The organism is Nitrobacter sp. Nb-311A, from assembly GCF_000152905.1.
Classification (GTDB): domain Bacteria; phylum Pseudomonadota; class Alphaproteobacteria; order Rhizobiales; family Xanthobacteraceae; genus Nitrobacter.
The window spans coordinates 52,530-77,034 of the sequence record NZ_CH672418.1; the positions used below are offsets into that span (position 1 = coordinate 52,530).

A 24,505-nucleotide genomic window follows, 5' to 3' on the forward strand; every position below is an offset into this window, starting at 1 on the left:
GCGCGTTCGGCTCCGGGTTTGCCGTTCACGCCTCTCGCACGCTTGGAAACGACGAATAGGAATGCCTCCATGGAACATGTCGTGCAGGCCGTCGATCCCTTTGTTTTTCGATTGTCGATTTTCGTTCTGGCCGTATTCGTCGGCTATTTCGTGGTGTGGTCGGTGACGCCGGCGCTGCATACGCCGCTGATGTCCGTCACCAATGCGATCTCGTCGGTGATCGTGGTCGGCGCGCTGCTCGCAGTTGGCGTCGCCATGATCTCGGAAGGCTCCGGTTGGGCGCGGGCCTTCGGTTTCGTTGCCCTCGTTTTCGCCTGTGTGAATATCTTCGGCGGCTTTCTCGTCACCCAGCGAATGTTGGCGATGTACAAGAAGAAGCAGAAGTAGATTTCTTCGATGCAGGGTTACTTCCAGTGTCCCGGATGCGATGCGGCACGCCGTGCTGAATCGCCGATCCGGGACCGCCACAATTTGGGACGGTCCCGGTTCTGCGACGTATCGCGCTACGTTGCGTCGCGCCCGGGACGAGACGTCGGGGCTCCTCTATGAACGCCAATCTTTCCGCGCTGCTTTATCTCGTCGCAGGTGTTTTGTTCATCCTGTCGCTGCGCGGGCTGTCGAGTCCGGCGTCGAGCCGCCGGGGCAATCTTCTCGGCATGACCGGCATGGCGATCGCGGTCGCGACCACCCTTGCCGCGCATCCGCCCGCCGACGCCGTAGCGTGGGTGCTGGTGATCCTTGGTGTTGCGATCGGCGGCGGCATCGGCGCGGTGATCGCGCGCCGGGTCCCGATGACGTCGATGCCGGAACTGGTCGCGGCGTTCCATTCGCTGGTCGGCATGGCGGCGGTGCTGGTGGCCGCCGGCGCATTCTATGCGCCCGAGGCCTTTGGAATCGGCACACCCGGCAATATCCATGCGCAGAGCCTGATCGAGATGTCGCTCGGCGTCGCCATCGGCGCGCTGACATTCACAGGTTCGGTGATCGCTTTCCTTAAACTGTCGGGCCGGATGAGCGGCGCACCGATCCTCCTTCCTGCGCGTCACATCATCAACATCGCGCTCGCTCTCGCCTTGGTCTTCTTTATGTACGGGCTGGTGGTGTCGGGCAGCGTGCTCGATTTCTGGCTGATCACGGTTCTGGCGCTGGTGATCGGCGTGCTGTTGATCATTCCGATCGGCGGCGCCGACATGCCGGTCGTGATCTCGATGTTGAACTCGTATTCCGGCTGGGCGGCGGCCGGCATCGGCTTCACTCTCGGCAATTCGGCGCTGATCATCACCGGCGCGCTGGTCGGCTCCTCCGGCGCGATCCTGTCCTACATCATGTGCCATGCGATGAATCGCTCCTTTATCTCGGTGATCCTCGGTGGCTTCGGGGGAGAGACCGCGGCGGCGGGCGGTGGCGGCGGCGAACAGAAGCCGGCGAAGCTCGGCTCGGCTGACGACGCGGCTTTCATCATGAAGAACGCCTCGAAAGTCATCATCGTGCCGGGCTACGGTATGGCGGTGGCGCAGGCGCAGCACGCGCTGCGCGAGATGGCGGACGCGCTGAAGAAGGAAGGCGTCGAGGTCAAATATGCGATCCATCCGGTGGCGGGGCGAATGCCCGGCCATATGAACGTGCTGCTGGCGGAAGCCAACGTTCCGTACGACGAAGTCTTCGAACTGGAGGATATCAATTCCGAATTCGCTCAGGCCGACGTGGCGTTCGTCATCGGCGCCAACGACGTTACCAATCCGGCGGCGGAGGAGGACAAGTCATCGCCGATCTATGGCATGCCGGTGTTGCAGGTCTGGAAGGCGGGCACGGTGATGTTCATCAAGCGCTCGCTGGCATCCGGCTATGCCGGCATCGATAATCCACTATTCTATCGGGATAACACCATGATGCTGCTTGGCGACGCCAAGAAGATGACGGAGAATATCGTCAAGGGGATGTAACTCGGCGTATTCAATTGTGGAGGCCAGCATGGCGGATGACAAGGCGAAGCGCGGCGGAAGTGATGGTCGTTTGATCGCGTTGCGTGAGGCCTATGAGGTCCGTTACTGGTCCAAAAAATTCAAGGTCACGCCGTTGAAGCTGAAGGCCGCAGTCAAGGCCGTCGGCCGCTCTGCCAGGACAGTCGAAGCCTACCTCAAGCTGCAAAAGCGCGGGACCAACGACCGGGCGCTGATCGCGCTGACCCAGCCCTATGAAGTCCGCTACTGGTCGAAGAAGTTCAAGGTGACGCCGGCAAGGCTTCGAGCCGCGGTCGGCGAGGTCGGACGTTCCTCGAAGAACGTTGGTGCCTTTCTCGCGGCCAGGAAAACCGCCAAAAAGAAAACCACCGTCAAAAAGAAGACGACGGTGAAGAAGGTCAAGGCGAAGAAAGTAAAAGCGAAGGCAGCGAAGGCGAAGAAAGCGAAAAAGGGCGCCGGTAAGCGCGCCAGATAGCCCTATCCCTGAGAGTCTTTATCAACGTCGCGGTCAGCGTGGATTTCACCGCGCTGGTCGTTTCGCGTCCGGTATCGAAACAAATGGATTTGATCCGACCGGATCAGGGGAGGGATGTCTTTTGACCCAAACCGCCTGTCCACGGGCTGCCAGTTCTCCTGAAACATCCGGCAAGCGTCTCGGCCGTTCGATCTTAAGGCCACATGCGACGCGAGTTCAGCCTGAACGCCGACGATATGTTTCGGCCACGAAATTGGTCTTCCGGACAGTGTTGCCGCGGCGGTCAACAGAATGCCAGTTATAGCGTTTTCCTGATGCGAACCGGATTCCATCCTCGGGTCAAGCCGGAGGACATGCCTCGCTCGAAAACGCTACAGCACGCACGGCGCGGGTCCGAAGTCCGCGCTCAAATTCCATGTCGATTGCAAGTGATTGTTCAGCGCGGCCCACGAGGGCCAGCGGCTGGGCCGCCCCGGCCAGCGCCGGGTCCCGCGCCAAAAACCGGCTTCGGCTTCATCGGCAGCAGGCCTTCGCGTTGCATCTTCTTGCGTGCGAGCTTGCGGGCGCGGCGCACGGCCTCGGCCTTTTCACGAGCCTTCTTTTCCGAGGGTTTTTCGTAATGGCCGCGGAGCTTCATTTCGCGGAAAATTCCCTCACGCTGCATCTTTTTCTTCAGCGCCTTGAGGGCTTGATCGACGTTATTATCGCGAACGAGAACCTGCACGCGGCATCCTCTTTTCAATTAAACAGAGTGAGATTTGTCAGACAGTGAAGGGCCGACAAAGGCCAGGCCTCAGCGTCAAGGCCGCCCATATACCAGTTCAAGGCGCGGATGTCCAATGTTAGACGATCGTTTGGCTCGCCGAAGACACCGAAATTCGGGTGGAATTTCCCCAAAGATGCGTGATTGAGGTTCAGGAACACCTCACATCGGAGTTTTATAAGCCTGCTCGGGGTGGTTGATTCGTCAACAAAGGAAGGCGTGTCATGGATGTCAGGAAATACGCGGCCGAACTGATTGGCACTTTTTGGCTGACTTTTATGGGATGTGGCAGCGCCGTCATCGCGGCGGCCTTTCCCGAGGTCGGCATCGGGCTCTTGGGCGTGGCTTTGACCTTCGGCTTGAGCGTCGTCACCATGGCCTATGCGATCGGGCATATTTCAGGCTGTCATCTCAATCCGGCGGTCACGGTGGGTTTGACTGCTGGTGGCCGGTTTCCGGCCGGGCAGGTAATTCCCTATGTCATCGCTCAGGTGATCGGGGCAGTCGCCGCCGCGGCACTGCTCTATGTGATCGCCAGCGGGGCGGCGGGCTTCGATGTCGCCAAGGGTTTCGCGTCGAACGGCTATGGCGAGCACTCGCCCGGTCACTACAATCTCACGGTTGGCTTCATCACCGAGGTGACGATGACGGCCATGTTCCTGTTCGTCATCATGGGATCGACCCACGGCAAGGCCCCGGCGGGTTTCGCGCCGCTGGCGATCGGGCTCGCGCTGGTGATGATTCATCTCGTCAGCATTCCCGTCACCAACACATCGGTCAATCCGGCGCGCAGCACGGGGCCGGCGCTTTTCGTCGGCGGCTGGGCTCTGGAGCAGCTCTGGCTGTTCTGGGTGGCGCCGCTGATCGGCGGTGTTATCGGCGGCGTGGTCTATCGTGGGCTCAGCAGCGAGCCGGAAGGCGTCGTCGCGGGGAAGAAGTAGCGTTACCCGTCGTAAGGATTGCCGGGTCAGACCCGGCAATCCGTCGTTTTGGGAGGGGAGATATCCGGAGCAACCAAATAAGGGATCGCAGTCAGAGCGGGCCGCTCGCTCCTGCTTCGAGAGATTCAGTTAGAGTAAATCTAAGCCGTTGCGATTGCGATAAGGTTTCGGCTCCCTTAAGCCGGTGATCAGCACGACGCGCCTGAAAGGCGGCGTCGGCGGGATGCTTTGGGCGGATGTCACAGACGGCGGCCAGGCAGGAACTTCGAGTGCTGGATGAAAGATTCGGCTGCCCAGTTCGTGGAACTATATCTGGCTGAGAGTGGTCGTTTACAGCGCCGGATCAGCCGGATAGTCGGTTGCCGCACGACAGCTTCGGACATCGTCCACGATATCTTTCTGCGCCTGTGGAAGCGCAAGCAGGACGGGATGAACGAAGCCTCGGCCTATCTCAGCCAGAGCGCCCGCAATGCTGCGATCGATCATCTACGCAGTGAGCGGATCCGCGCCCAATACATCGAGCGCACCGTCCCTGAGCAACGCTTCGTCATGCCGTCTTCGCCGCATGACATCGTCGCCGCACGCGATCATCTACGGTACATTGACGATGTGATCCGGGCGCTGCCGGAACGCAGCCGTCACATTTTTCTTCTCAACCGCATCCACGGCCGCAACTACGGGGAGATCGCTCGCACCCTTGGCATCTCCACAGGCGCAGTCGAGAAGCATATGATACGCGCCCTGAAAGCGATCCGAGCCGGCGCCGAGGATTTCTGACGCCCGGCATGAGGTTTTGACGCCGCCGCCCGTCAGATCTGATAGAACGGCCGCATTTCGCACCATGTAACTCTCAAACTTCAGAATTCCGCGCCATGGATCGCGAGTCCCGCACGAAGCCCACGGATATCGACGATACGGCGCTGGAGTGGTTCACGCGCCTGCGCGGCGAAACATCGGCGGCCGACCGCGCGGCGTTCGAGCGCTGGGTCGCGGCCAGCCCCAGTCACCGCCAGGCGTTTCGCCGTGTTCAGAGCTTGTGGTCGGCGGCGGAATCTCCGGGCGTGCGCGTCGCACAGGAAGAGAGCAAAAACCTGTCCGCCTACCTCGACGCAATGGACCGCGCCAAGACTCGCCGCAAAGCCAGGAAGCGCGGTGTGGCGACCGTTATCGTGGGGCTGGCCGTTCTCGGCGGCGTCATCGCACTGGAGCGGCCCAATCTGTTCCAGGACATGCGGGCGGATGCCGTGTCGGCCCGCGGCGAGCGGCGGACCATTGAGCTTCCGGACGGATCGACGGTTCTGCTCGATGCCGACAGCGCCCTGACGCAGCGCTTCACGAACGGGGAGCGCCGTGTCGTTCTGTTGCGCGGCGGCGCTTACTTCTCCGTCGTGAAGGCCGCGCAATCCTTTGTCGTCGAAGCCTCCAGCGGAACGGTCGAGGTTCTCGGCACCAAATTCGACGTGCGGTTATCGAACGATGATACCGTGGTGACGGTGGCGCAGGGTCGAGTCGCCGTAACGTCTCCAAGTATGCAACGCGCTTTGCTGGAGCCCGGCCAGCAGGTGACGTTTGACAAGGTCGGCGTCGGTCCCGTGCGGAACGCGGACCTGGCGGCATCCATGGCGTGGCACGAGGGCCGCTTCGTCTTCTACCAGGCGCGTTTCGCCGATGTCATCGGAGAACTGCAACGTTATCGGCCGGGCCGCATGGTCATCGCCAGCGCGGCGCTGGCCGACAGTCGGGTCAGCGGCAGCTTTACGCTGGATGATCCCGATGCGGCGCTGGAATCCCTCCGGTCGACAGTGAACTTCGAGACCTATTCCATTCTGGGCCGTCTCACGGTCTTGCGCTGACGCTCGTCCGACGGCGTCGCCCTCCTGCCTAAAAATATCTGCGACGGGGTAAGGTAATCGCCTGCTCGCCCGTGAATCAGAATGAGAGCCGACGCCATGCGCGATCGGCCGGGGCGATGATTCACGAGCGGGAACGAGACATGGGGCGATCGAAGTTTGGGGGACGCGCGCGCGGTTTGCTTGCAACCACGTTGGCGATTATGGCGGCGGCGTCTGTGTCCGTCGCTGCGCAGGCTCAGCAGCGTACAGCTCCCCGGCAATCCGGCGCTGCCGGGCTGTTCCGCTTCGATATTCCCGCGCAGCCGTTGCCTCAGGCCCTGAACGAAATCGGACGCACGACCGGCCTTGCCGTGGTCTTCACGGGCAAGCGGCCGTTCAATGTCACCGGCCGGCCTGTGCAAGGCAACCTCACGTCCTCGCAGGCGCTCGCCGCGCTGCTGGCGGGGACCGGCATCACCTACCGCTTTACCAACCCGCGCACGGTCACGATCGATACGGGAGAGCAAGGCGGCTCGGTCCGTGGAGGATCGATGCCGGCCGGCGCGATCGCGCTTGATACGATCGATGTGGAGGGGGCCGGGAATCCCAACTCCACGATGTCGCTACCTCCGGCCTATGCCGGCGGACAAGTGGCGCGCGGCGGCCAGCTCGGCATACTCGGCAACCGGGATATGATGGACACGCCGTTCAATCAGACCAGCTACACGCGGAAACTGATCCAGGACCAGCAGGCCAGAAGCATCGGCGATGTGCTCAATAACGACCCGTCGGTGGCCAAGCTGTATGACTCGAGCGGCGGATTCAGTCGCGATCAATGGTTCATCCGGGGAATCGGAAGCAACGCCGCAAGCACTTCCTTCGGCGGCCTGTACGGAATCATGGGGACAGGGACCAGCGCCGTAGCGGTGGAATCGCTGGAGCGGGTCGAGGTGCTGAAGGGCGCGAGCGCGCTGCTCAACGGCATTCCGCCGAGTCAGGGCGCGAGCCTTGGTACTGTCAACCTGGTGCCGAAGCGCGCCGGCGACGAGCCGCTGATCGCCTTCACACCGGAATACGCCATGAACAGTCAGCTCGGCGGGCACCTGGACGCGGCTCAGCGCTTCGGCGACAACAAGGAATTCGGCATCCGCTTCAACGGCGTGTATCGCAATGGCGACACTCCCATCAACCACCAGTGGCGTGAGACCCGACTGACGACGCTTGGCATTGATTATCGGGGAGAGAACTTCCGGCTGTCCGCCGACGTCGGCTATCACTATCAGCACGTCACGGGGCTCCGGACTTCGTTGTCGGTTGCGGACAATATTCCGGTTCCGCGACCGCCGGACAGCCGCATCAACTGGTCGCAGCCGTGGGAGTTCAGCAAGATCGAGACCAAGTATGCTGCGACGCGCGCCGAGTGGGACATCACCGAGAACCTCACCGCCTATGCCGCGGTCGGGCGCAGCGTTGCAGGCGAGAGGGCCGCGTGGAATTCCATGTCGATTCAAGATGCCGCGGGCACGTTGTCGAATCCCTATGGTCCTTATGCGTTCACTTACTACATGCAGAGCAGCGCTGCGGAGACTGGGCTGCGGGGGCGCGTTGAGACCGGTCCCGTGACTCATGCTTTGGCGCTGGCGGCGGGATGGGGAACCCAGGAGGTCGGGAGCGAGTACAGGTATTCGTCGACGCTTCCGGACTCAAACCTGTATAATCCTGTCTTTCTTCCCCAGCCGGATTTCGGTGTGTTCGCTTCGCCCGCGGAAGCGCCCCGCGCAAGCCGCAACGAGAACTTGGGCTTCGCGCTTGCCGACACCATCTCGACCTTGGACGAGCGCGTCCAATTGATGTTGGGCATCAGGCATCAGAAAGTGAAGCAGCAGTCCTTCCTCAGCAATACGCTCTATAATGCGGACGCTCTGTCGCCGGCAGCCGCGCTGATCTTCAAACCGCTGGAGAACGTTTCTCTCTACGTCAACTACATGGAAGCGCTGCAGGCCGGCCAGATCGCGCCGAGCAATGCGTTGAATGCCGGCGAGATCTTTGCGCCGTTCAAGACAAAACAGCAGGAAGTGGGCGCGAAGATCGATTTCGGCCGCATCGCGGCGACGCTCGCCGCCTTCACCACGGCACAGCCGACCTATGCTCGGGATCCCAACACATTCATGTTCGGTGAGACGGGCAAGGTCCGCTATCAGGGAATCGAGGTGGCCGCCTTCGGTGAGGCCACCGAGAGCTTGCGCTTCATCAGCGGTTTCACGTTTCTCGATACAATGCTGGTTGAAACTCCCGACGGAACCAATGTCGGTAAGTGGCTTCCCGGCTTGCCCAGATATCGCGCGACGCTTAGCCTGGATTGGGATACGCCGATCAAAGATCTAGCCGTAGGCGCATCGGGACAATGGCAATCGTTCACATACCGGGACGCGCCGAACACCCAGAGGGTCGATAGCTGGTACCGGATCGATCTAAACGCGCGCTATACGATCAGGCAGCCGGGCTGGAAACCGATCATCGTCCGGGCAAGCATCCGCAACGTTCTCGACAGGAACTACTGGGCAACTTCAAACACATGGTACATGAATTTGAGCGAACCGCGCACGTTCCTGCTGTCGACGACGTTCCAGTTCTAAAATCCTTCACGGAAACGGTGAAAGACTCTCGCTTTTTGATTTGACGCGTTTTCTTCACGCGAACCGGTATCCCTCTGCTCGAAAACGCCGTACAGGAATGATGGTTTCCGTTACCTTGTCGCGCCAGTCTCATTCCGCGCCGTCGTCACCAACATCGGCTGCCGTTCGCTCCGATCATCCTTGATCCGTGAGAGCCGGTGACCTGTCCGCGCATGACGAGCGTTTCAGCGTGAGCACCATTGTCAGTCGCGGCCCTCGGCCTCCGTCACATGCACCTCGGTCACATGGCCCATCTTGCGGCCGGGGAGCGGGGGGCCCTTGCCGTAGATATGAACGGCGGCGCCGGGCACGGTGAGCCACTTCCCGTAATCGAGGACCTCCTTGCCGATCAGGTTCGTCATGACGGCGCTGCCGTGCCGGACCGGCTTGCCGAGCGGCCAGCCGGCGACCGCGCGGATGTGCTGCTCGAATTGCGAGACCGAGGCGCCGTCGAGCGTCCAGTGGCCCGAGTTGTGGACGCGCGGCGCGATCTCATTGACGAGCAGCGTCGGCCCGCTCGCGCCGGGCACCACGAACATCTCCACCGCCAGCACGCCGACATAATCGAGCGCGGCGGCAATTTTCCCGGCCGTGTCGCGCGCCTGCGCGGCGAGCGCATCGGGAATTGCGGCCGGCGCGCGCGAATATTTCAGGATGTGATCGTGATGTTCGTTCTCGGTCACGTCGAAACATTCGACGCCGCCGTCGATCCCGCGCGCGGCGATCACGGAAATCTCGCGTTCGAACGGCACGAAGGCTTCCACGACCGCCGACTTGGTGCCGAGATCGCTCCACACCTGGTCCAGGTCGTCGCCCGCGCGGATGATGGCCTGGCCCTTGCCGTCGTAGCCGAAGCGGCGGGTCTTGATCACGGCGGGCAGGCCGACGGCTTTGACGGCTTCGCGAAGCCCCTGCGCCGACGCCGCGGCGGCATAGGCGGCGGTTGCGATACCGAGGCCGGTGACGAAATTCTTTTCAAGCAGGCGGTCCTGCACGGTTTCCAGGATGCGATGATCCGGCAGCACCGGCCGGCGCGCGGCGAGGACCATCGCGGTCGCCGCCGGAACATTCTCGAATTCATAGGTGATGACGTCGACGTCGGCCGCGAACAACTCCAGCGCCTCGACGTCGGCGTATTCGGCGCAGGTGGCGTTCTGCACGACGTCGAACGCCGGGGAGTCCGGGTCCGGCGAGAACACCTGGCACTTGAGGCCGAGGCGTGCGGCCGCCAGAACCAGCATCCGGCCGAGCTGGCCGCCACCGAGAATTCCGATGGTGCCGCCCGGTTTTAGAGCCAGCCGCCGGGAACCGCTCACGCTGATTCCTCCGGGCGCTCGGCCACCGCATCCGTCTGCCGCCTGCGCCATGCCTTGAGGCGGCCGGCGAGCGGCGGGTCATTGAGCGCCAGCACGCTCGCCGCCAGCAGTGCCGCATTGATGGCGCCGGCCTTGCCGATCGCGAGCGTTCCCACCGGGACGCCGGCCGGCATCTGCACCATGGAATAAAGTGAATCGACCCCGGCAAGCGTCCTGGATTCGACGGGCACGCCGAGCACCGGAAGCTCCGTCAGCGATGCCGTCATGCCGGGAAGGTGCGCCGCGCCGCCCGCGCCCGCGATGATGACCTTGAACCCCTCGGCCTTGGCGCCCCTGGCGAATGCAAACAGTCTGTCAGGGGTGCGGTGCGCGGAGACGATCCGGCTTTCACTGGCGACGCCGAGCGCGGCCAATGTTTCCGCGGCGTGGCGCATGGTCTCCCAATCCGACTGGCTTCCCATGATGATGGCGACAACGGCGGTCATTTATTTATTTGTTTCGTCGGGAATCCAGAAACTGATTCGGGTTACGGGAAGGCGTTTTGGCGAGGCAACCAGCCGGGAATGAACTATCCCTTCTTGGTGAACGGCGGCAAGCCTTGCAATGATGAAAAAGACACCTAAAGCGGCTAGGTCCCCGACCGTCGCAAGGCGCAACGGCGGCGGAACGAGTGAGAGCGGAACGAGCGGGGCCGTTCAGGCAATGATATCTGGCGTGATCTGGTCTTCGATGAAGGAGATGCGGTCGCGCAACTGCAGCTTGCGCTTCTTCAGCCGCTGTAGCCGCAGCAAATCGGGCGCAGGCGATTGATGCAGTGCATCAATGGCGGCGTCCAGGTCGCGGTGTTCCTGTTGCAGCCGCGCGAGCTCAGCTCCGAGTTCGCGCTCTTCTTCGTCGGTCATGATGACGTACTGACTCGAATCGCGAACGGTTTGCGAAGGGTTGGAATTCCAGCTCGCGAATTATCTCCCTTGCTCGCGCCGCGCGCAAGTTGGCGGGTTCCCTGCGCCCGGCTCATTTTTAGCGTCCCTTTTCTGGGATCAACCCGACGCTCTATTGATCCAGATCCACGTCGCTATGTCTTTGGAGGTATGGATCGACAGCGTCGAAGGAAGAACGGCGATGCCCCGATTGGGGATCCTACTTCGCCGCGACGAAGAAGAAATCCTCGCGTCCAGGCAGTGAACCATAAGTGTAAGGCTCCTGCCGGCCGGCGGTGGCGTCCAGCACATCGTCACGCACCAGCCGGAAAACCTTGTTAATCTCGACGCCCGGCGTCGCAATACGCTGGACCAAGGCCGAAGCGAACGGCGAATTGGCTCCGTCGCCGTCGAGCGCGGTCTGGCCGTGTTTGGCGGCGAAGACGACAAGTGATGCGCCGCTCACCGACACCTCGCCAAGGCCCCGCGCAACCCCGACCGCGCCGCGTACCGAGGCGACCAGCGGCGCGGCGACGCGGCGCATCTTTGCCGCGAACGGATTGTCGCGGCAGGCATCGAGGATCACCAGTCGGAGCTTCTTCGCGCTCTCCATCGCGCCCATGACCTGATCGAGTTGCACGGCCTCGAACTGTGCATCGCGGTCGGCAGCAAGCCTGGCGTCGACCGGGATCAGGTAGTTCTGGCCCTGCACCTCGATGCCATGGCCGGCGTAGTAGACCATTGCCCAGTCAGCGGTCTCGCTTTCCTCAGCAAAGCGGCGCAGATGATCCACCATGGTCTCGCGCGTGGCGTCGAGCGCAAGTGTGACGGACGCAAACCCCATATTGCGCAGCGCCGCCGCCATGACAGTGGCGTCGTTTTTCGGGTTCGTCAACGCCGAGACGCTGCGATAGGCGGAATTGCCGATCACCAGCGCGACGCGCCGGCCCTGTCGGGCAGAGGTTTCCAGCCGCTCGTTGGCAATCGGCTCGTTGACGATCTTGGCAGTGATTGGAGCCGTGGCCACGCTCTTGGCGTTGGCCGGCATCTTCGTCACGGGCGCCGAGGTCACAACAGGAGCGGGTGGCGGCACGCCGCTGTTGAGCGCGGCGAGACGCGCTTCGGCATCCTTACGATCATCTGTGGACGTTGACTCAAACCGGCGCTCGTTTCGCGAGGCGATGGCCCGTTCATACCAGGTCCGCGCCTGGTCGATGTCCCCCATCTTCTCATAGGTCTTGCCGAAGCAGACCAGCGTGGGAACGTAGTCCGCGTCGATCGCTTGCATCCGCTCGCAATCGGCCAGCGCCAGCGGCAGATTCCCCATCGTCCGATGGATATCGGCCCGCGTCGCTAGCGCCCCCTCCTGTGCGCGACCATGACTGGCGCGGGGATGCCGCAATTTGACGGCCTGATCGGCGTCCGCCAGCGCCCGCACGAGGTCGCCCTGGCGCTGAAAGTACCCGGCGCGGCTAGCGTAAGCATTTCCAAATTTCGAATCAATGCGAATGGCCCGCGTTGCGTCGGCAATCGCCTTCTCAAAATTTCCAAGTTCATTGTGAACAATGGAGCGATTATTGAAAGCGATCGCATAGCGCGGATTCGCCTTGAGCACGGCATCGTAATCGGCCAGCGCTAAGGCGAATTTGCGCTGCCGCCTGTAGATAAGCGCGCGATTGTTACGTGCACCATAATCGCCTGGCTTGAGCCGCAGGACAGCTCCATAATCCTGCAAGGCACTTTCAAGGTCGCCCTTTCCTGCGAATGCCTCTCCGCGTTTTGCGTAGATTACGTGGAGACCGCGCAGTCCACGCGTGCGCGGCACCAGCGCCAGCGCTTCGGTTACGTCGGCGATGGCGCGATCGTATTGCGATTTTTCGACCCACGCATTTGCCCGCCAATCAAGCGCGAGAATGCGGTCGAGCACGCTGGTCTTGCGCGCGAGAAACGCCGTGCAGCTTGCGATTTTCTTGTCTATGTTAGTTGATTGCTTGCACGCGCCCGGTGGGGCCGCCCGTGCTGCCATGTTTCCGCCCGCCAGGACCAGTCCCACCAACATCCCGGCGAGACCGCAACGCAACCCAGTTCCTACCGCGATCAACGCTCACCTCCCTCGCCCGACCACCAGCATTTCATAACGGCCAACTGTTGAGATGCAATCCTGGAGGTAGCAGCCGGGCGTCAACTGAACTCGTTGTGGATGCGTATAAAATTCTGAGCGCTAAATTCGCTCGTCGAAGCCACCGGCTTTAGCCGGTGGCGTGTTCTCACAATCCCGCAAATATGATTGGTGGGCTTTTTTGGCCTATCGACAGTCGTCGCGGTTCATGTAGACTTTACCGTTCCGGGCGAATCTGAGGTCTCATCTCACCGAGGAGGTTCGAATGGCAATTCAGGCGCATCTCGCTGAACTGGAACGGAAACATCGAATCCTGGACAGCGAATTGCACGATGCTCTCAGGCACCTTTCCACCGACGACCTGAGGATTGCCGAGTTGAAGCGCCGAAAACTGATGCTTAAGGACGAGATCGAAAGACTCAAGTTCTGCACGGCGGGGACCGTCCACTAAACTCCCAGCCTCTCACTTCAAGGGTCGCGGAGTCAGGAGCGTCGTTGCTGCTGCTGCCGTTCGCACGGGCAGAGCCGCCCGGACGATAGTGCCAGCTATCGCCCAGGGGGACGGCTCCGTCTGATAATTGTCGCCTGCTTTGTCCGCTATTTCACGGCCAAGGCAGCGACATGATCGGCGATCGCAAGTGACGAGGTGAGGCCGGGCGACTCAATTCCGAACAGATTGATCAGCCCGGGCAAGCCATGGTCCGCGGGTCCCTCGATCATGAAGTCCTGCACGGCCACCGCCGGCGGCACGATCTTGGGGCGAATTCCAGAATAAGCCGGGATCAGGGCGCCGTCAGGCAGTTCAGGCCAATAGCGCCGGATCGCCGGGTAAAAGCGGGTCGCCCGCTCCGGGTCGACGTCATAATTCGGTATCTCGATCCATTCGACATCGGGGCCGAAGCGGGACTGGCCGGAGAGGTCGAGCGTGAGATGCACACCAAGGCCGCCGGGTTCGGGGACCGGATAGATCAGGCGCGAAAACGGCGCACGGACGCTACAACTGAAATAGCTTCCCTTGGCGAGATAGGCCGGCGGAATCCGGCCAACGGGCATGCCTTTGATCCGGCGCGCCACCGCCGGAGCGCTCAGGCCGGCGGCATTGATCAGCAGATCACAGGCGAGCGTCATCGGCGCGTCGCCGCCGGTTTCGATTTCCAGCCCATGAGGCGTCGCCCTGGCGCTCAATAAGGGGGTCAGAAATGCGAACGTCGCGCCGTCCCGCTCGGCGTCACCGCGCAAGGCCAGCATAAAGGCGTGACTGTCGATAATGCCCGTCGACGGAGATAGCAGCGCGGCGACGCAGTGCAGCGCCGGTTCGAGCGCACGAGCCTGGTCAGCGCTCAGGAGCTGGATGTCCTTGACGCCATTGGCCTCCGCGTGTGCTCTGATGGCCCGCAGCCTGTCGACCTCGCATTCGGTGGTCGCGACGATCAGCTTGCCGCAAATGCGGTGTGGAATGCCGTACTCCCGGCAATAAGTGTAGAGGGCCGGGCGGCCGCTGACGCAGGTCCGCGCCATCAGGCTGCCGGCGGGATAGTAAATGCCGGCGTGGATCACCTCGCTGTTGCGCGACGACGTTGCCGTTCCGATGTTGTCCGCAGCTTCGAGAACGACAACCTCGCGGCCGGCTCGCGCGAGCCGCCGCGCGACCGCAAGCCCGATCACGCCTGCGCCCACGACCACACACTCAACCCTGTCCATTTGTAATCCGGACTGTTTTCCGATCACCGGAGCGCGATTCGCGCCGGCCCGTCATTTATAGCGTTTTCAGGTGAAGCATGTCCTCAGGCTTGACCCAAAGACATGCTTCGCTTGAAAACGCTATAGCCTTCATTGCGAACGAGACGGGATGGAATGACGAACGAGGCAAGACATGGCTCTGAAGCGGCCGCACCGGCCGATCTGCCGTTGTTACAGGTCGATGCGGTCGTCAAGCGCTTTGGCGGGTTTACCGCGGTCAATCGTCTGTCGCTCGATATCAAGGCGGGAGAGTTTTTTGCTCTGCTGGGGCCGAGCGGCTGCGGCAAGACCACGCTGCTCCGGATGCTTGCCGGATTCGAGACGCTCGATAGCGGGGGCATCCTTCTCGACGGTCGGGACATCTCCAATGTTCCGCCGCACCGGCGTCCGGTCAACATGATGTTCCAGAACTACGCACTGTTTCCTCATCTGTCCGTGCGGGACAACATCGCGTTCGGGCTGAGGCGTGCGAGCCTGCCGCGTGCCGAGATCGATGCGCGCGTCGCGGAGATGGTGGCGCTGGTGAGTCTGGAGGGCATGGAAAAGCGCAAGCCGGAGCAGCTTTCCGGCGGCCAGAGGCAGCGCGTGGCGCTGGCGCGCGCGCTTGCCCGGCGCCCACGGCTTTTGCTGCTCGATGAACCGCTGGCCGCGCTCGACAAGAAGCTGCGCGAGAACACTCAAGCCGAATTGATGCGGCTGCAGCGCCAGCTCGGCATGACCTTCATCATCGTCACCCACGATCAGGAGGAGGCGATGATGATGGCGGACCGTATCGGGGTCATGAATGCGGGGCGTCTGCAACAGGTGGCGACGCCGCGACAGCTCTATGAGGCGCCGAATTCCCGCTGGATTGCCGAGTTCGTCGGCGGAATTAACATCATCGATGGCGAGGTGGAGTCGCGCGTCGCCGGCCGCGTGACGGTCGCAACGCAGGCAGCCGGACAGGTGACGGCGGCAGTGCCCTTGCAGGCGCTGACGACGGATCAGGTCTGCGTCGCAATACGCCCGGAGAAGGTTCGCCTGTCGCGAGGCGAGGCGACACCCGATGCGGGCCATGCGGATGGGATCAACCGCATGGAAGGCGTCATTGCCGGCATCAGTTATCTTGGCGGTCAGACTCGCTATCAGATCAGGCTTGATCGCGGCGCGCTGCTGCATGCGTCGGTCGCCAACACCGTCCGGCTGGAGACCAATGCTTACGATACGGCGCAGCGCGTGGTGGCGTATTTCGCGCCAGACGATTGCATGGTGCTCGACCGATGAGCGGGCGGCGTCTTTTTTCCGTTCCCGCGCGCAGGGCGGCGCTTGCGCCGTTTCTGTGGATGCTGCTGTTTTTCCTGCTGCCGTTCGGCTTCGTGCTGAAGATCAGCCTGTCGCACGCGGTGATAGCGCAGCCGCCTTATCTGCCGGTGTTCGATCCGGCCGGAGGAGTGGCCGCCTTCAAGGCAGCCATCGCGGCGCTGTCGCTCGACAATTTCCGGCTGCTGGCGTCGGATCATTTTTATGCCCTGTCTTACCTGCGAAGCGTTGTCGTCGCTTTGGTCTCGACATCGATTTTGCTCGCGGTCGGCTATCCGATTGCTTACGGCATGTCGCGCCTGCCGGCGCGCTCGCAACCAGTTGCGATGATCCTGGTGATCGTGCCGTTCTGGACCTCTTTTCTGATCCGCGTCTACGCGTGGATCAACATTCTCCAGCACGACGGCATCCTGAACAAGGTGCTGGTGGCGCTGCACCTCGTCAGCGCCCCCCTCGTGTGGCTGTCCACCGACGCCGCGATGTATGTCGGAATCGTCTACTCCTATCTGCCCTTCATGATCCTGCCGCTTTACGCGACATTGGCGAAGATCGATCCCGCGCTCCTTGAGGCTTCCGCCGACCTCGGCGGCTCGCGTCTGACGACGTTCTGGCTGGTGACGGCGCCGTTGTCGCTTCCGGGGATCGGCGCGGGCGCGCTGCTGTGCTTCATTCCGATTGTCGGGGAGTTCGTGATTCCGGATCTGCTCGCGGGGTCGGCTTCGCCGATGATCGGGCAGACCCTGTGGCTGGAATTCTTTACCAACCGCGATTGGCCCGTGGCGTCGGCGCTCGCCGTCGTGCTGCTGGTGCTGCTGCTGGCGCCGCTTCTTGTTTACGAGCGAGTTCAACGTCGCCGGCTGGAAGGGGCGCAATGATGGCAACGTCCGCGCTCGCCAGGCTGTCGCCTTTCAACATTACCTCGCTCGCGCTCGGGTTGGCGTTTCTGTACCTGCCTATCGTCATTCTCGTGATCTATTCGTTCAATGCGTCGCGGCTGGTGACGGTCTGGGGCGGATGGTCGGTGCGCTGGTATGTTGAGTTTTTCAACGATGGGGCAATGTTGTCAGCGCTTGCGATGAGCCTGCGCGTTGCCGCGGTGTCGGCCACGGCCGCGACGGTTTTCGGAACACTGGCTGCCGTGGCCCTGACGCGTGCCGGCGCCTTCCATGGACGCACGCTGTTTTCGGGAATGCTGTACGCCCCGCTGGTGATGCCCGAGGTGATCACGGGACTGTCCTTGCTGTTGCTGTTCGTTGCTGTCGATGCGCAGCGCGGTTTCTGGACGGTCACGATTGCTCATACCACGCTGACCATGTGCTTCGTCGCCGTGGTGGTGCAGTCGCGACTCGGATCGCTCGATCGAAGCCTGGAGGAGGCTGCGATGGACCTCGGCTGCGACCCCTTTCGGGCGTTCGTCAAAGTGACGTTGCCGCTGATCCTTCCGTCGGTCGTCGCGGGCTGGATGCTTGCGTTTACGCTGTCGATGGACGACGTGGTGATTGCGAGCTTCACCACCGGCCCCGGCTCCACGACGCTCCCGATCCGGATTTATTCGGAGGTGCGCCTCGGCGTGAAGCCTGAGATCAATGCGATCTGCACACTCATCGTCGGATCGATCGCGGTCATCATCGTGGCGGCGTCGCTGGCTTCAAAGCTCTCGAGCCGGCAGGGTGAAAGCGCCGCACCGCTGTAGATGTCAGTTTGAGGAAAAGAGCTTGCGGGGAACGTCAGTTTGCGCGCGATGTTCCGGCTCCGGTCGGGGAATCCGGAACGGCTGCCGCGGGGACCGCCTTCTGATCCGTCAGATGCTCGATCACCGAGCGGACCGCGTCGCGGGTCTTGCGGTCCCTGACCGCGTCGAGCAGCGGCGCCGACGCCTTGGATCGCCGTATCAGGCTTTCCGGATCGGGAAAGACCAGCGGATCATCCCATGGTCCCTGAACCACGAACGGCAGTTCGAAACTGTCGGCGCCCGCTGATGACGTCAGGCTCGCGATGCCCTTGAGATCGTAGTCTCGCGCGGGCACCGAGGCGGTGCCAGTTAGGATGAGACGCGCCTTCGGCCCCTCGACGCGCACGTCGGTCGCGACCGCGACACCGTCGTTGAAATTGAGGGCGATACTGAGGTTGTCGAACGGCGTCTTTCCGCTGCGGAAATTTCCGCCGCCGGAAAGCGGCCGCCGCTCCAGCCGCTTCAGCAGGTGCTCGACATTGAATCCGCTGATGGCGCCGTCATGACCGGTTAAAGTCGCTGTTCCGTCGAGCGATTGCGCCAGCCCATACGGACTCGATCCGTTGGCCTCTAGCGAAACATTCAGGTTTCCCCGCCCGGAGAGCCGGCCGGTGCCGAACAGATCGCTGACGCAGGCTTGCAGATCGACATCGATAAGCTGAAACTGCGCCTTCACATCGGCGGCCGCCTCGGCATGCGAGATGCCGAATGATCCCTTCGCGATACCGTCATAGATTTGCGCCTCGCCGATGCTGAGCGCCAGCGATCCGTTGCGGAGATTGGCGCCAAGCGCGGTTTTGCCGAGCCTGGTGGAGCCGACGATGACTTTCGCCGCCGAAAGCCGCATATCGAGGTCAGTCGCCGACAGCGCTTGCAGATCGAACATCTGCCGGTTCCAGTCGCGGGCTCCTCCGGCGAGCAGCCGGATCGTTTTGACATAGGGCGTGAAATCCAGCGTTCCGGCAGCCAGCGTGGCCTGCAGGGTCTGCCGTCCGTTGTTGGCGTAGGTCATCACGCCTTCGGCGACATTGCCGTCGATCTCGAGGTTGACGTTCGTAAGCGCAAGCGACGAGCCGATCAAGCTGGCGCGCGCCTTCAGAGCGAAGCGATCGAACCCGCTGCTGCCGGGAGGAGGCCGTCCGATCCAGCGCAACGCCTCGCGCAAGGAAGCGCTATCGGCGGAGAGCGTACCTTCCATCATGAGGCTGATCGGATTGGCGACCGTGCCTTCAAACGCGAATTTCAGCCGGGGGCTGGTGACCTTGATCTTCAGGCCGGATCGTTCGCCAGATAGCGCTGCGAGAAAATCACTGAGGCCGATGCTGCCGTCGACGCGTTCGCCGCGCCAGTCGAACTGTCCAGTCGCTGCGAATGAGCGGGAAATCGACGGCCACGCCAGTGACAGGTCGATACCGCCGAGGTTTTCGGAAATCTCACCGGCGGCATCCTCATAGCTGAGTTCGCCATTCTGGATCTGGATTTCCGAGAACGAGACCGGGCTGTCGGCGCCCGGCTTCATGTTTCGGGCAATCGTTTCCACAAAGGGAGTCCAGTTGCTGCGGCCGTCGGCAGCGCGCTTAACGCGGATGTAAGGGTGCAGCAACATGACGTCGGCGATCTGGAAATGCTGCATGAGCAGCGGAAGCAGGCGCAGATTGGCGGTCAGCACCTCGACGCTGAGCGCCGGAGCATCGGCGTCGCTGCCCTTGATGCGGACATCATGGAAGGAAACATAGCTGGCGGGAAAAACCGAGACGTCGATGCGGCCATTTGCGATGAAGTCGAGCCCCGTCACCGTGCGGATCTGACTTTCGACGGCGTCTCGCAAGGCGTCGTGGTCGAGCAGCCGCGACATGGAGATCAGCGCCGTCAGGCCGATCACCGCAACTCCCAGAATGGCCGCGACCGATATTCCCAGGCGCTTCATTCCTTGGGCCATCGTCAATGACATGTCCGGAGTTGGTTGACGGTCGCAAGACCGGTCCGACGCCGTCCTGCAGCGCCCGCAATTTGATTGGTTTTCTTGACGCTTTCAAGGCCACCAATAGTTCGATTTTGACATTTATACATACGTTCGCCTGCCGGGATTTGCTGCAATGTGGGCATACGGATGTCGAATTCGTTCCCCCAGGACGGTTCTGCCTCCAATTGACGCCCCAGTAGGATTTTGCCTAATACTCCTCTCTAATCCTGCCCCGCGCCGGTAATGGCGCCTTCCTCCTTGCAGGTCGCAGCTCATGAACAAAGTCTACCCTGACGCCAAATCGGCCCTCGATGGCCTCCTTAGAGACGGCATGATGATCATGTCCGGCGGATTCGGTTTGTGCGGCATCCCGGAAACGCTGTCCGATGCCATTCGTGACTCAGGAGTCAAGGAACTCACCTTCGTGTCGAACAACGCCGGCGTCGATGGTATCGGACTGAGCCGTTTGCTCGAAACCCGGCAAATCAGGAAGATGATTTCGTCCTACGTCGGCGAGAACAAGCTTTTCGCCCAGCAGTATCTCGCAGGCGATCTGGAACTTGAATTCAATCCGCAGGGGACGCTGGCTGAGCGCATTCGCGCGGGTGGCGCCGGCATTCCGGCATTCTACACAAGAACCGGCGTCGGCACTCTCATTGCCGAGGGCAAGGAGGTGAAGGAATTTGACGGCGAGAAATATCTCATGGAGCGAGGGCTGTTCGCCGATCTTGCCATCGTCCACGCTTGGAAGGGCGACACTGCCGGCAATCTGGTCTATCGCAAGACGGCGCGGAACTTCAACCCGATGATGGCGACCGCCGCGAAGGTGACCGTCGCCGAAGTCGAACATCTGGTGCCCGCAGGCGAGATCGATCCCGATCACATCCATACTCCCGGCATCTTCGTCAAGCGCATCGTCGAGGTCGGCGGCGCCAGGAAGCACATCGAATTCCGCAATACCCGTCCACGCCCGGCGGCGGCATGATCCCCGGGAAGCACGCTAAGCTCCTTGCAATGATGACAAGGTGACAGGAGAGCCCCATGGCCTGGACCCGCGAGCAGATGGCGGCGCGCGCCGCCAAGGAATTGCGCGATGGCTATTACGTCAATCTCGGAATCGGCATTCCGACGCTGGTGTCGAACTTCATTCCCGACAATATCGACGTTCAGCTCCAGAGCGAGAACGGCATGCTTGGTATGGGGCCGTTTCCATATGAAGGCGAGGAGGATCCCGATCTTATCAACGCGGGCAAGCAGACCGTCACGGAATTGCCGACCACCAGCTACTTCTCTTCAGCCGACTCGTTCGGCATGGTGCGCGGCGGCCATATCGATCTCTCGATCCTCGGCGCGATGCAGGTGGCGCAGAACGGCGATCTCGCCAACTGGATGATCCCCGGCAAGATGGTCAAGGGCATGGGCGGCGCGATGGATCTCGTTGCCGGTGTCAAGCGCGTCGTCGTCGTGATGGAGCATTCCGCCAAGGATGGTCCCAAGCTGCTCAAGCGGTGTACGCTGCCGCTGACCGGCGAAAGGGTTGTCGATATGGTCGTTACCGATCTTGCGGTGTTCACCATCGACAAGCATGGCGAGGATGGCATGACGCTGATCGAACTCGCCGACAGCGTCACGCTGGATGAGGTCAGGGCCAAGACCGAAGCTGAATATCGCGTCGCGCTGAAGAGCGCTTGAGGACGGGGACGCGACAGCGGCGCTACAAGGGATTTGCGAGAAAACGCATCCAACTTGGAGTTCAGCTCCGGGCCGGCGCGTCCGTTTGTGCGAAAACCACCTCGATCAGGGTGCCGGAGTGTGGTCCGGTTTTGATATGGAACTGAGCGCGATTGGCCTCCACCAACGCCTTGGTGAGCGACAGGCTGACGCCCGCGCTCTTCGAAGCCTGGTCACTCGGCGCGGGCGTGCGGAACGGCTCCGTCGCCGCGGCCAGCTCGTTTTCGCTGAGGCCCTGTCCGGTGTCTCGGACGCGCAATGCCACGTCGCCGAAATCAGTGATTGCTGTCGAGACGATGACCTGTCCGCCGGCGTTGGCCAGGTGGATCGAATTTCCGATCAGGTTAAGCGTGATCTGACGCAGCGCCTGTGCGTCGGCGACGACCGGCGGCAGCGTGTGCGCGAGCGAGGTCCGTATGATGATGCGCTCGCGATTGGCCTGCGGCTGCATCACCGCGACGCATTGCTCGACGATCTCGTTGAGATTCTGATTCACGAAGGCGAGATCGAGTTTGCCGGTTTCGATCCGCGACAGGTCGAGCAGGTCGTCGATGAAGGCGATGATGCGTTCGCCCGAGGCGCGAATGTCCTTCATGTACTCGACATAACGCTCATTTCCGAGTGAGCCGAATTTTTCATCGATCATCACCTCGGCGAACCCGATGATGGAATTCAGTGGCGCCCGGATTTCGTGGCTGATCCGCGCCAGCACGTCGGCCTTGGCGTTCGCCGCGCGCTCGGCCTGACGTCGCGCCTGTGAAAGCTCGGTCTCGGCTTTCTTCGACTGCGAGAGGTCGCGGAACACGGCGAAAAAGTTGGGGCCCTCAGCTTGGGTCCGGCCCATTATCATCGATAACGGGATCAGGCCATCCTCGCGCGCGCGGCCTAACACCTCGCGGCCATGATCGAGCAGGCTTGCGTCGTCGTCGTGCATGAGGCTCTTGAGGTAATCCCGAACCGCGCCCTGGCTTTCGGGCGCAAAGAGATCGACAAGATTGTGCTGCGTGAGATTGTCGCCGGAATGCCCGAACAGCGTTTCAGCGCTGCGGTTGCAAGCGGTGATGCGTCCGCCGTCGTCGAACATCAGGATGCCTTCGGCCGCGATGTCGACGATGGTGGCAAGCTCCTCGGCGTTCGCATGTCCGATACGAGAGGGCGCTGATGTGCCGCCGCATATCAAGGCGTTCGCGGGCTCGCCATCCCAGGAGACCTCGAAAAGCCGGGCTGTGATCGGCTGTTGCGGCGCGCCCGACGGCGGCGTTGCCGAGACCGTGACGTGAGAGCCTGTGGGCGGCGTGTTGACGGCGTCGGGCATGTCGGCCTGCACCAGCAGGGCATCGAGCCCGCCCGCCTCTTGCAGCGCCTGAAAACTGCCGTAGCCGACCTGCGCGAGAAACGCCGGGTTCGCGTATAGCACGCGGCCGGCTCGGTAGATCATCACGCCGCTTGGAAGCAGGTCGCAGATCAGGTTGTCGCTCGCGAGGGTGGCTTGCGGTGTGGGTTCGGTCGCTGATTGCTCTCGGCTGGCGTCGGGCGGCTCGGACACACCCGGCTGCTCGGCGTCCGTTCCAGGCGCGGCGGCATCGTCGGCCTCGCCCTCCAGTCGGGCTGAGAGCTGGCGCGCCAGTTCGTTGAAGGCGTTGTTTTCGACAGGCGTGAGGGGGGGCGGGTTCAAGTCGACCGGAGGCCTGAACGGCAGGACATTCTTGGGCGTTTCCACGGTGGTGTCCGGTTCTGCTGGTTGCTGAAGGGGTTCGGAGGGGCGGGCGTCGGCGGAAGTCGCCGGGTTTGCCGGCGCCGGATGGGAGGTTTCGCTGAACAGAAAATCGTTGCGCCGGTTTGCCGCGAGCCGAGCCAAGCCTTCACGATCGCGGCAGACGCCGAAGCCACGATAGCCGACGAAATTGCGCGCGCGGTCGTAGACCGGAAGCCCCGACAGTTCGACACGCAGGCCTGTGTCCGATCCATCCGCGGGCCAAAGCAACGAAATGCCGCTCCAGGTCTCACGGGTTTCAACCGCTTTTGCGACACGGCCTTCAGGATCGAATCCGAATATCTCCGTGATCTCGCTCCACAACCGGCCGAACACTGATGTTGTTCGCATTCCGATGATGCGGGTGAATTCGTCGGATCCGAACGAGAAGCGGCCTTCGGCATCCATCCGCCACATGAAGCGCAAGGGATGACGCCTCCGCAGCGGAGAATCACGCAATGGGCGATGGTCCGGCTCGGGCCGTGGCCCCACGGCTCGCATCGGTGAAACCGTCGCGCTGTTCGGCAATGGAAGCTCGGCCTCCGGTTCAGTCAACCCTGCTGGCGCGTGAGTCGAGAAACGACCCGGGACGTTCGGCTCCAGCAGGGCGACAAGCCCGATATCGCCGTCGCTTCCGACACGTTGCAGCACTAACCGCCACACTCCGGTCGAGGTCTCGGCGCGCCCCTCGCGTAGCGCGTTATCGCGCAAGCTGTCCAGCCCGGCCTCGGGGAGACTGCGGAAGCCGAATAGTGGCCGTGCCGCGTCGCTGGCGGCGAGGAACAGGCCGTCGCGCGAGAATGCCGCCACAGGCCGATCGACGCCGTCCACGAGCCGCTGCAATCGCTCGACCAGCGGCATGCCGCGACCGGCCGGCTCTACGGCCCGGACCAGAATGGCGCTGCCGATCCCCGGAAAATCGAGCCGCGAGCAGGCGCAGGTGAGAAGGTTTCCCAGCCCGGCATAGCCCCGCATTCGTTCGAGCCGCTCGGCGCCTGTGGGCGACAGCCGGCTTGCGAGCTGCGCGACCTGCCATCGGCGAGGATCGCCGGGCTCGAAGTTTCGCGAAGCAAGAGCGGAGGCGTTGATTGCTCCGACAATAGAGACTCCCACCGGGTTGGCCCACAGGATGCGGGCGCCGTCCGGCGACCATAGCCATGCGGGCAGCGCGCCCGCTGCATGAGCGGCCAGCCGTGGGTCAATCATGCCCTGCAACTGGAAGTCGGCGCTAGTCATGGGCACCGCGCGTGAAATGTCTCAGGTTTTGCCTTCCGCGGCTGCGTAT

General features: G+C 62.3%; 21 protein-coding genes. 13 read left to right on the forward strand and 8 right to left on the reverse strand.

What is annotated here, in order from left to right; genetic code table 11:
• The first annotated feature begins 69 nt into the window (after positions 1-69).
• The 3 genes from NB311A_RS13560 (at position 70) to NB311A_RS13570 (ending at position 2,436) form a co-directional block, all read left to right on the forward strand.
• The gene (locus NB311A_RS13560) at positions 70-387 is read left to right on the forward strand and encodes a proton-translocating transhydrogenase family protein (RefSeq protein ID WP_009799168.1); all 318 of its coding nucleotides are present in this window, start codon (positions 70-72) and stop codon (positions 385-387) included.
• A 158-nt stretch (positions 388-545) separates the two neighbouring features.
• Positions 546-1,943, forward strand: coding sequence for an NAD(P)(+) transhydrogenase (Re/Si-specific) subunit beta (locus tag NB311A_RS13565; protein WP_009799169.1), 1,398 nt, complete (start codon positions 546-548; stop codon positions 1,941-1,943).
• A gap of 28 nt (positions 1,944-1,971) precedes the next feature.
• Positions 1,972-2,436 carry a DUF3606 domain-containing protein gene (locus NB311A_RS13570; RefSeq protein ID WP_009799170.1) on the forward strand — a complete coding sequence of 155 codons (465 nt, stop codon included), beginning with the start codon at positions 1,972-1,974 and terminating at the stop codon, positions 2,434-2,436.
• Positions 2,437-2,872: 436 nt separating this feature from the next.
• Here NB311A_RS13570 and rpsU read toward each other — a convergent pair whose 3' ends face one another.
• Positions 2,873-3,160 (reverse strand): 30S ribosomal protein S21, encoded by a 288-nt coding sequence (gene rpsU / locus NB311A_RS13580; RefSeq protein ID WP_009799172.1) that lies wholly within the window; start codon positions 3,158-3,160, stop codon positions 2,873-2,875.
• A gap of 263 nt (positions 3,161-3,423) precedes the next feature.
• Between rpsU and aqpZ the strand changes: the two genes are divergently transcribed.
• From aqpZ to NB311A_RS13600, 4 genes are all read left to right on the forward strand, one after another.
• Entirely contained in the window at positions 3,424-4,140 is a 717-nt protein-coding gene (gene aqpZ, locus NB311A_RS13585) for an aquaporin Z (protein ID WP_009799173.1), read from the forward strand.
• Positions 4,141-4,416: 276 nt separating this feature from the next.
• Positions 4,417-4,917: an RNA polymerase sigma factor gene (locus NB311A_RS13590; protein WP_009799174.1), complete on the forward strand. Its 501-nt coding sequence runs from the start codon at positions 4,417-4,419 to the stop codon at positions 4,915-4,917.
• Between the two features lie 95 nt (positions 4,918-5,012).
• On the forward strand, positions 5,013-5,993 hold the full coding sequence (locus NB311A_RS13595) for a FecR family protein (protein ID WP_009799175.1): 981 nt from the start codon (positions 5,013-5,015) through the stop codon (positions 5,991-5,993).
• Between the two features lie 140 nt (positions 5,994-6,133).
• A complete protein-coding gene (locus NB311A_RS13600) occupies positions 6,134-8,608 on the forward strand; it encodes a TonB-dependent receptor (RefSeq protein ID WP_165475265.1) in 2,475 nt (824 codons plus the stop codon).
• A 242-nt stretch (positions 8,609-8,850) separates the two neighbouring features.
• Here the strand turns inward: NB311A_RS13600 and NB311A_RS13605 are convergent, their stop codons facing one another.
• From NB311A_RS13605 to NB311A_RS19770, 4 genes are all read right to left on the reverse strand, one after another.
• Positions 8,851-9,963 (reverse strand): 5-(carboxyamino)imidazole ribonucleotide synthase, encoded by a 1,113-nt coding sequence (locus NB311A_RS13605; RefSeq protein ID WP_040675386.1) that lies wholly within the window; start codon positions 9,961-9,963, stop codon positions 8,851-8,853.
• Positions 9,960-10,448 (reverse strand): 5-(carboxyamino)imidazole ribonucleotide mutase, encoded by a 489-nt coding sequence (gene purE, locus NB311A_RS13610; protein ID WP_009799178.1) that lies wholly within the window; start codon positions 10,446-10,448, stop codon positions 9,960-9,962. Before purE ends, NB311A_RS13605 begins: the two co-directional genes overlap by 4 nt.
• A 210-nt stretch (positions 10,449-10,658) precedes the next feature.
• Positions 10,659-10,865 (reverse strand): YdcH family protein, encoded by a 207-nt coding sequence (locus NB311A_RS13615; RefSeq protein ID WP_009799179.1) that lies wholly within the window; start codon positions 10,863-10,865, stop codon positions 10,659-10,661.
• A 238-nt stretch (positions 10,866-11,103) separates the two neighbouring features.
• A complete protein-coding gene (locus NB311A_RS19770) occupies positions 11,104-12,984 on the reverse strand; it encodes a caspase family protein (protein WP_131522915.1) in 1,881 nt (626 codons plus the stop codon).
• A gap of 283 nt (positions 12,985-13,267) precedes the next feature.
• Here NB311A_RS19770 and NB311A_RS13625 point away from each other — a divergent pair, with 283 nt between their 5' ends.
• Positions 13,268-13,453 carry a YdcH family protein gene (locus tag NB311A_RS13625; protein ID WP_009799181.1) on the forward strand — a complete coding sequence of 62 codons (186 nt, stop codon included), beginning with the start codon at positions 13,268-13,270 and terminating at the stop codon, positions 13,451-13,453.
• A 146-nt stretch (positions 13,454-13,599) separates the two neighbouring features.
• Here the strand turns inward: NB311A_RS13625 and NB311A_RS13630 are convergent, their stop codons facing one another.
• Positions 13,600-14,703, reverse strand: coding sequence for an NAD(P)/FAD-dependent oxidoreductase (locus tag NB311A_RS13630; RefSeq protein ID WP_009799182.1), 1,104 nt, complete (start codon positions 14,701-14,703; stop codon positions 13,600-13,602).
• 153 nt (positions 14,704-14,856) lie between these two features.
• On the opposite strand from NB311A_RS13630, the gene NB311A_RS13635 reads away from it, so the two are divergent.
• Genes NB311A_RS13635 through NB311A_RS13645 form a run of 3 tightly spaced genes read left to right on the forward strand, consistent with a single transcriptional unit; the run spans position 14,857 to position 17,734 of the window.
• Positions 14,857-16,005 carry an ABC transporter ATP-binding protein gene (locus NB311A_RS13635; protein ID WP_009799183.1) on the forward strand — a complete coding sequence of 383 codons (1,149 nt, stop codon included), beginning with the start codon at positions 14,857-14,859 and terminating at the stop codon, positions 16,003-16,005.
• On the forward strand, positions 16,002-16,916 hold the full coding sequence (locus NB311A_RS13640) for an ABC transporter permease (RefSeq protein ID WP_009799184.1): 915 nt from the start codon (positions 16,002-16,004) through the stop codon (positions 16,914-16,916). The genes NB311A_RS13635 and NB311A_RS13640 overlap by 4 nt, the downstream gene beginning before the upstream one ends.
• Positions 16,916-17,734, forward strand: coding sequence for an ABC transporter permease subunit (locus NB311A_RS13645; protein ID WP_207382387.1), 819 nt, complete (start codon positions 16,916-16,918; stop codon positions 17,732-17,734). Before NB311A_RS13640 ends, NB311A_RS13645 begins: the two co-directional genes overlap by 1 nt.
• Before the next feature lie 34 nt (positions 17,735-17,768).
• Here the strand turns inward: NB311A_RS13645 and NB311A_RS13650 are convergent, their stop codons facing one another.
• The gene (locus NB311A_RS13650; protein WP_040675286.1) at positions 17,769-19,712 is read right to left on the reverse strand and encodes an AsmA family protein; all 1,944 of its coding nucleotides are present in this window, start codon (positions 19,710-19,712) and stop codon (positions 17,769-17,771) included.
• 298 nt (positions 19,713-20,010) lie between these two features.
• Here NB311A_RS13650 and NB311A_RS13655 point away from each other — a divergent pair, with 298 nt between their 5' ends.
• Together NB311A_RS13655 and NB311A_RS13660 are read left to right on the forward strand one after the other, a co-directional pair.
• The gene (locus NB311A_RS13655) at positions 20,011-20,721 is read left to right on the forward strand and encodes a CoA transferase subunit A (RefSeq protein WP_009799187.1); all 711 of its coding nucleotides are present in this window, start codon (positions 20,011-20,013) and stop codon (positions 20,719-20,721) included.
• 56 nt (positions 20,722-20,777) lie between these two features.
• A complete protein-coding gene (locus NB311A_RS13660) occupies positions 20,778-21,428 on the forward strand; it encodes a 3-oxoacid CoA-transferase subunit B (RefSeq protein ID WP_009799188.1) in 651 nt (216 codons plus the stop codon).
• Positions 21,429-21,489: 61 nt separating this feature from the next.
• Here the strand turns inward: NB311A_RS13660 and NB311A_RS13665 are convergent, their stop codons facing one another.
• Positions 21,490-24,456 carry a PAS domain-containing sensor histidine kinase gene (locus NB311A_RS13665; protein WP_040675288.1) on the reverse strand — a complete coding sequence of 989 codons (2,967 nt, stop codon included), beginning with the start codon at positions 24,454-24,456 and terminating at the stop codon, positions 21,490-21,492.
• Positions 24,457-24,505: the final 49 nt, after the last annotated feature.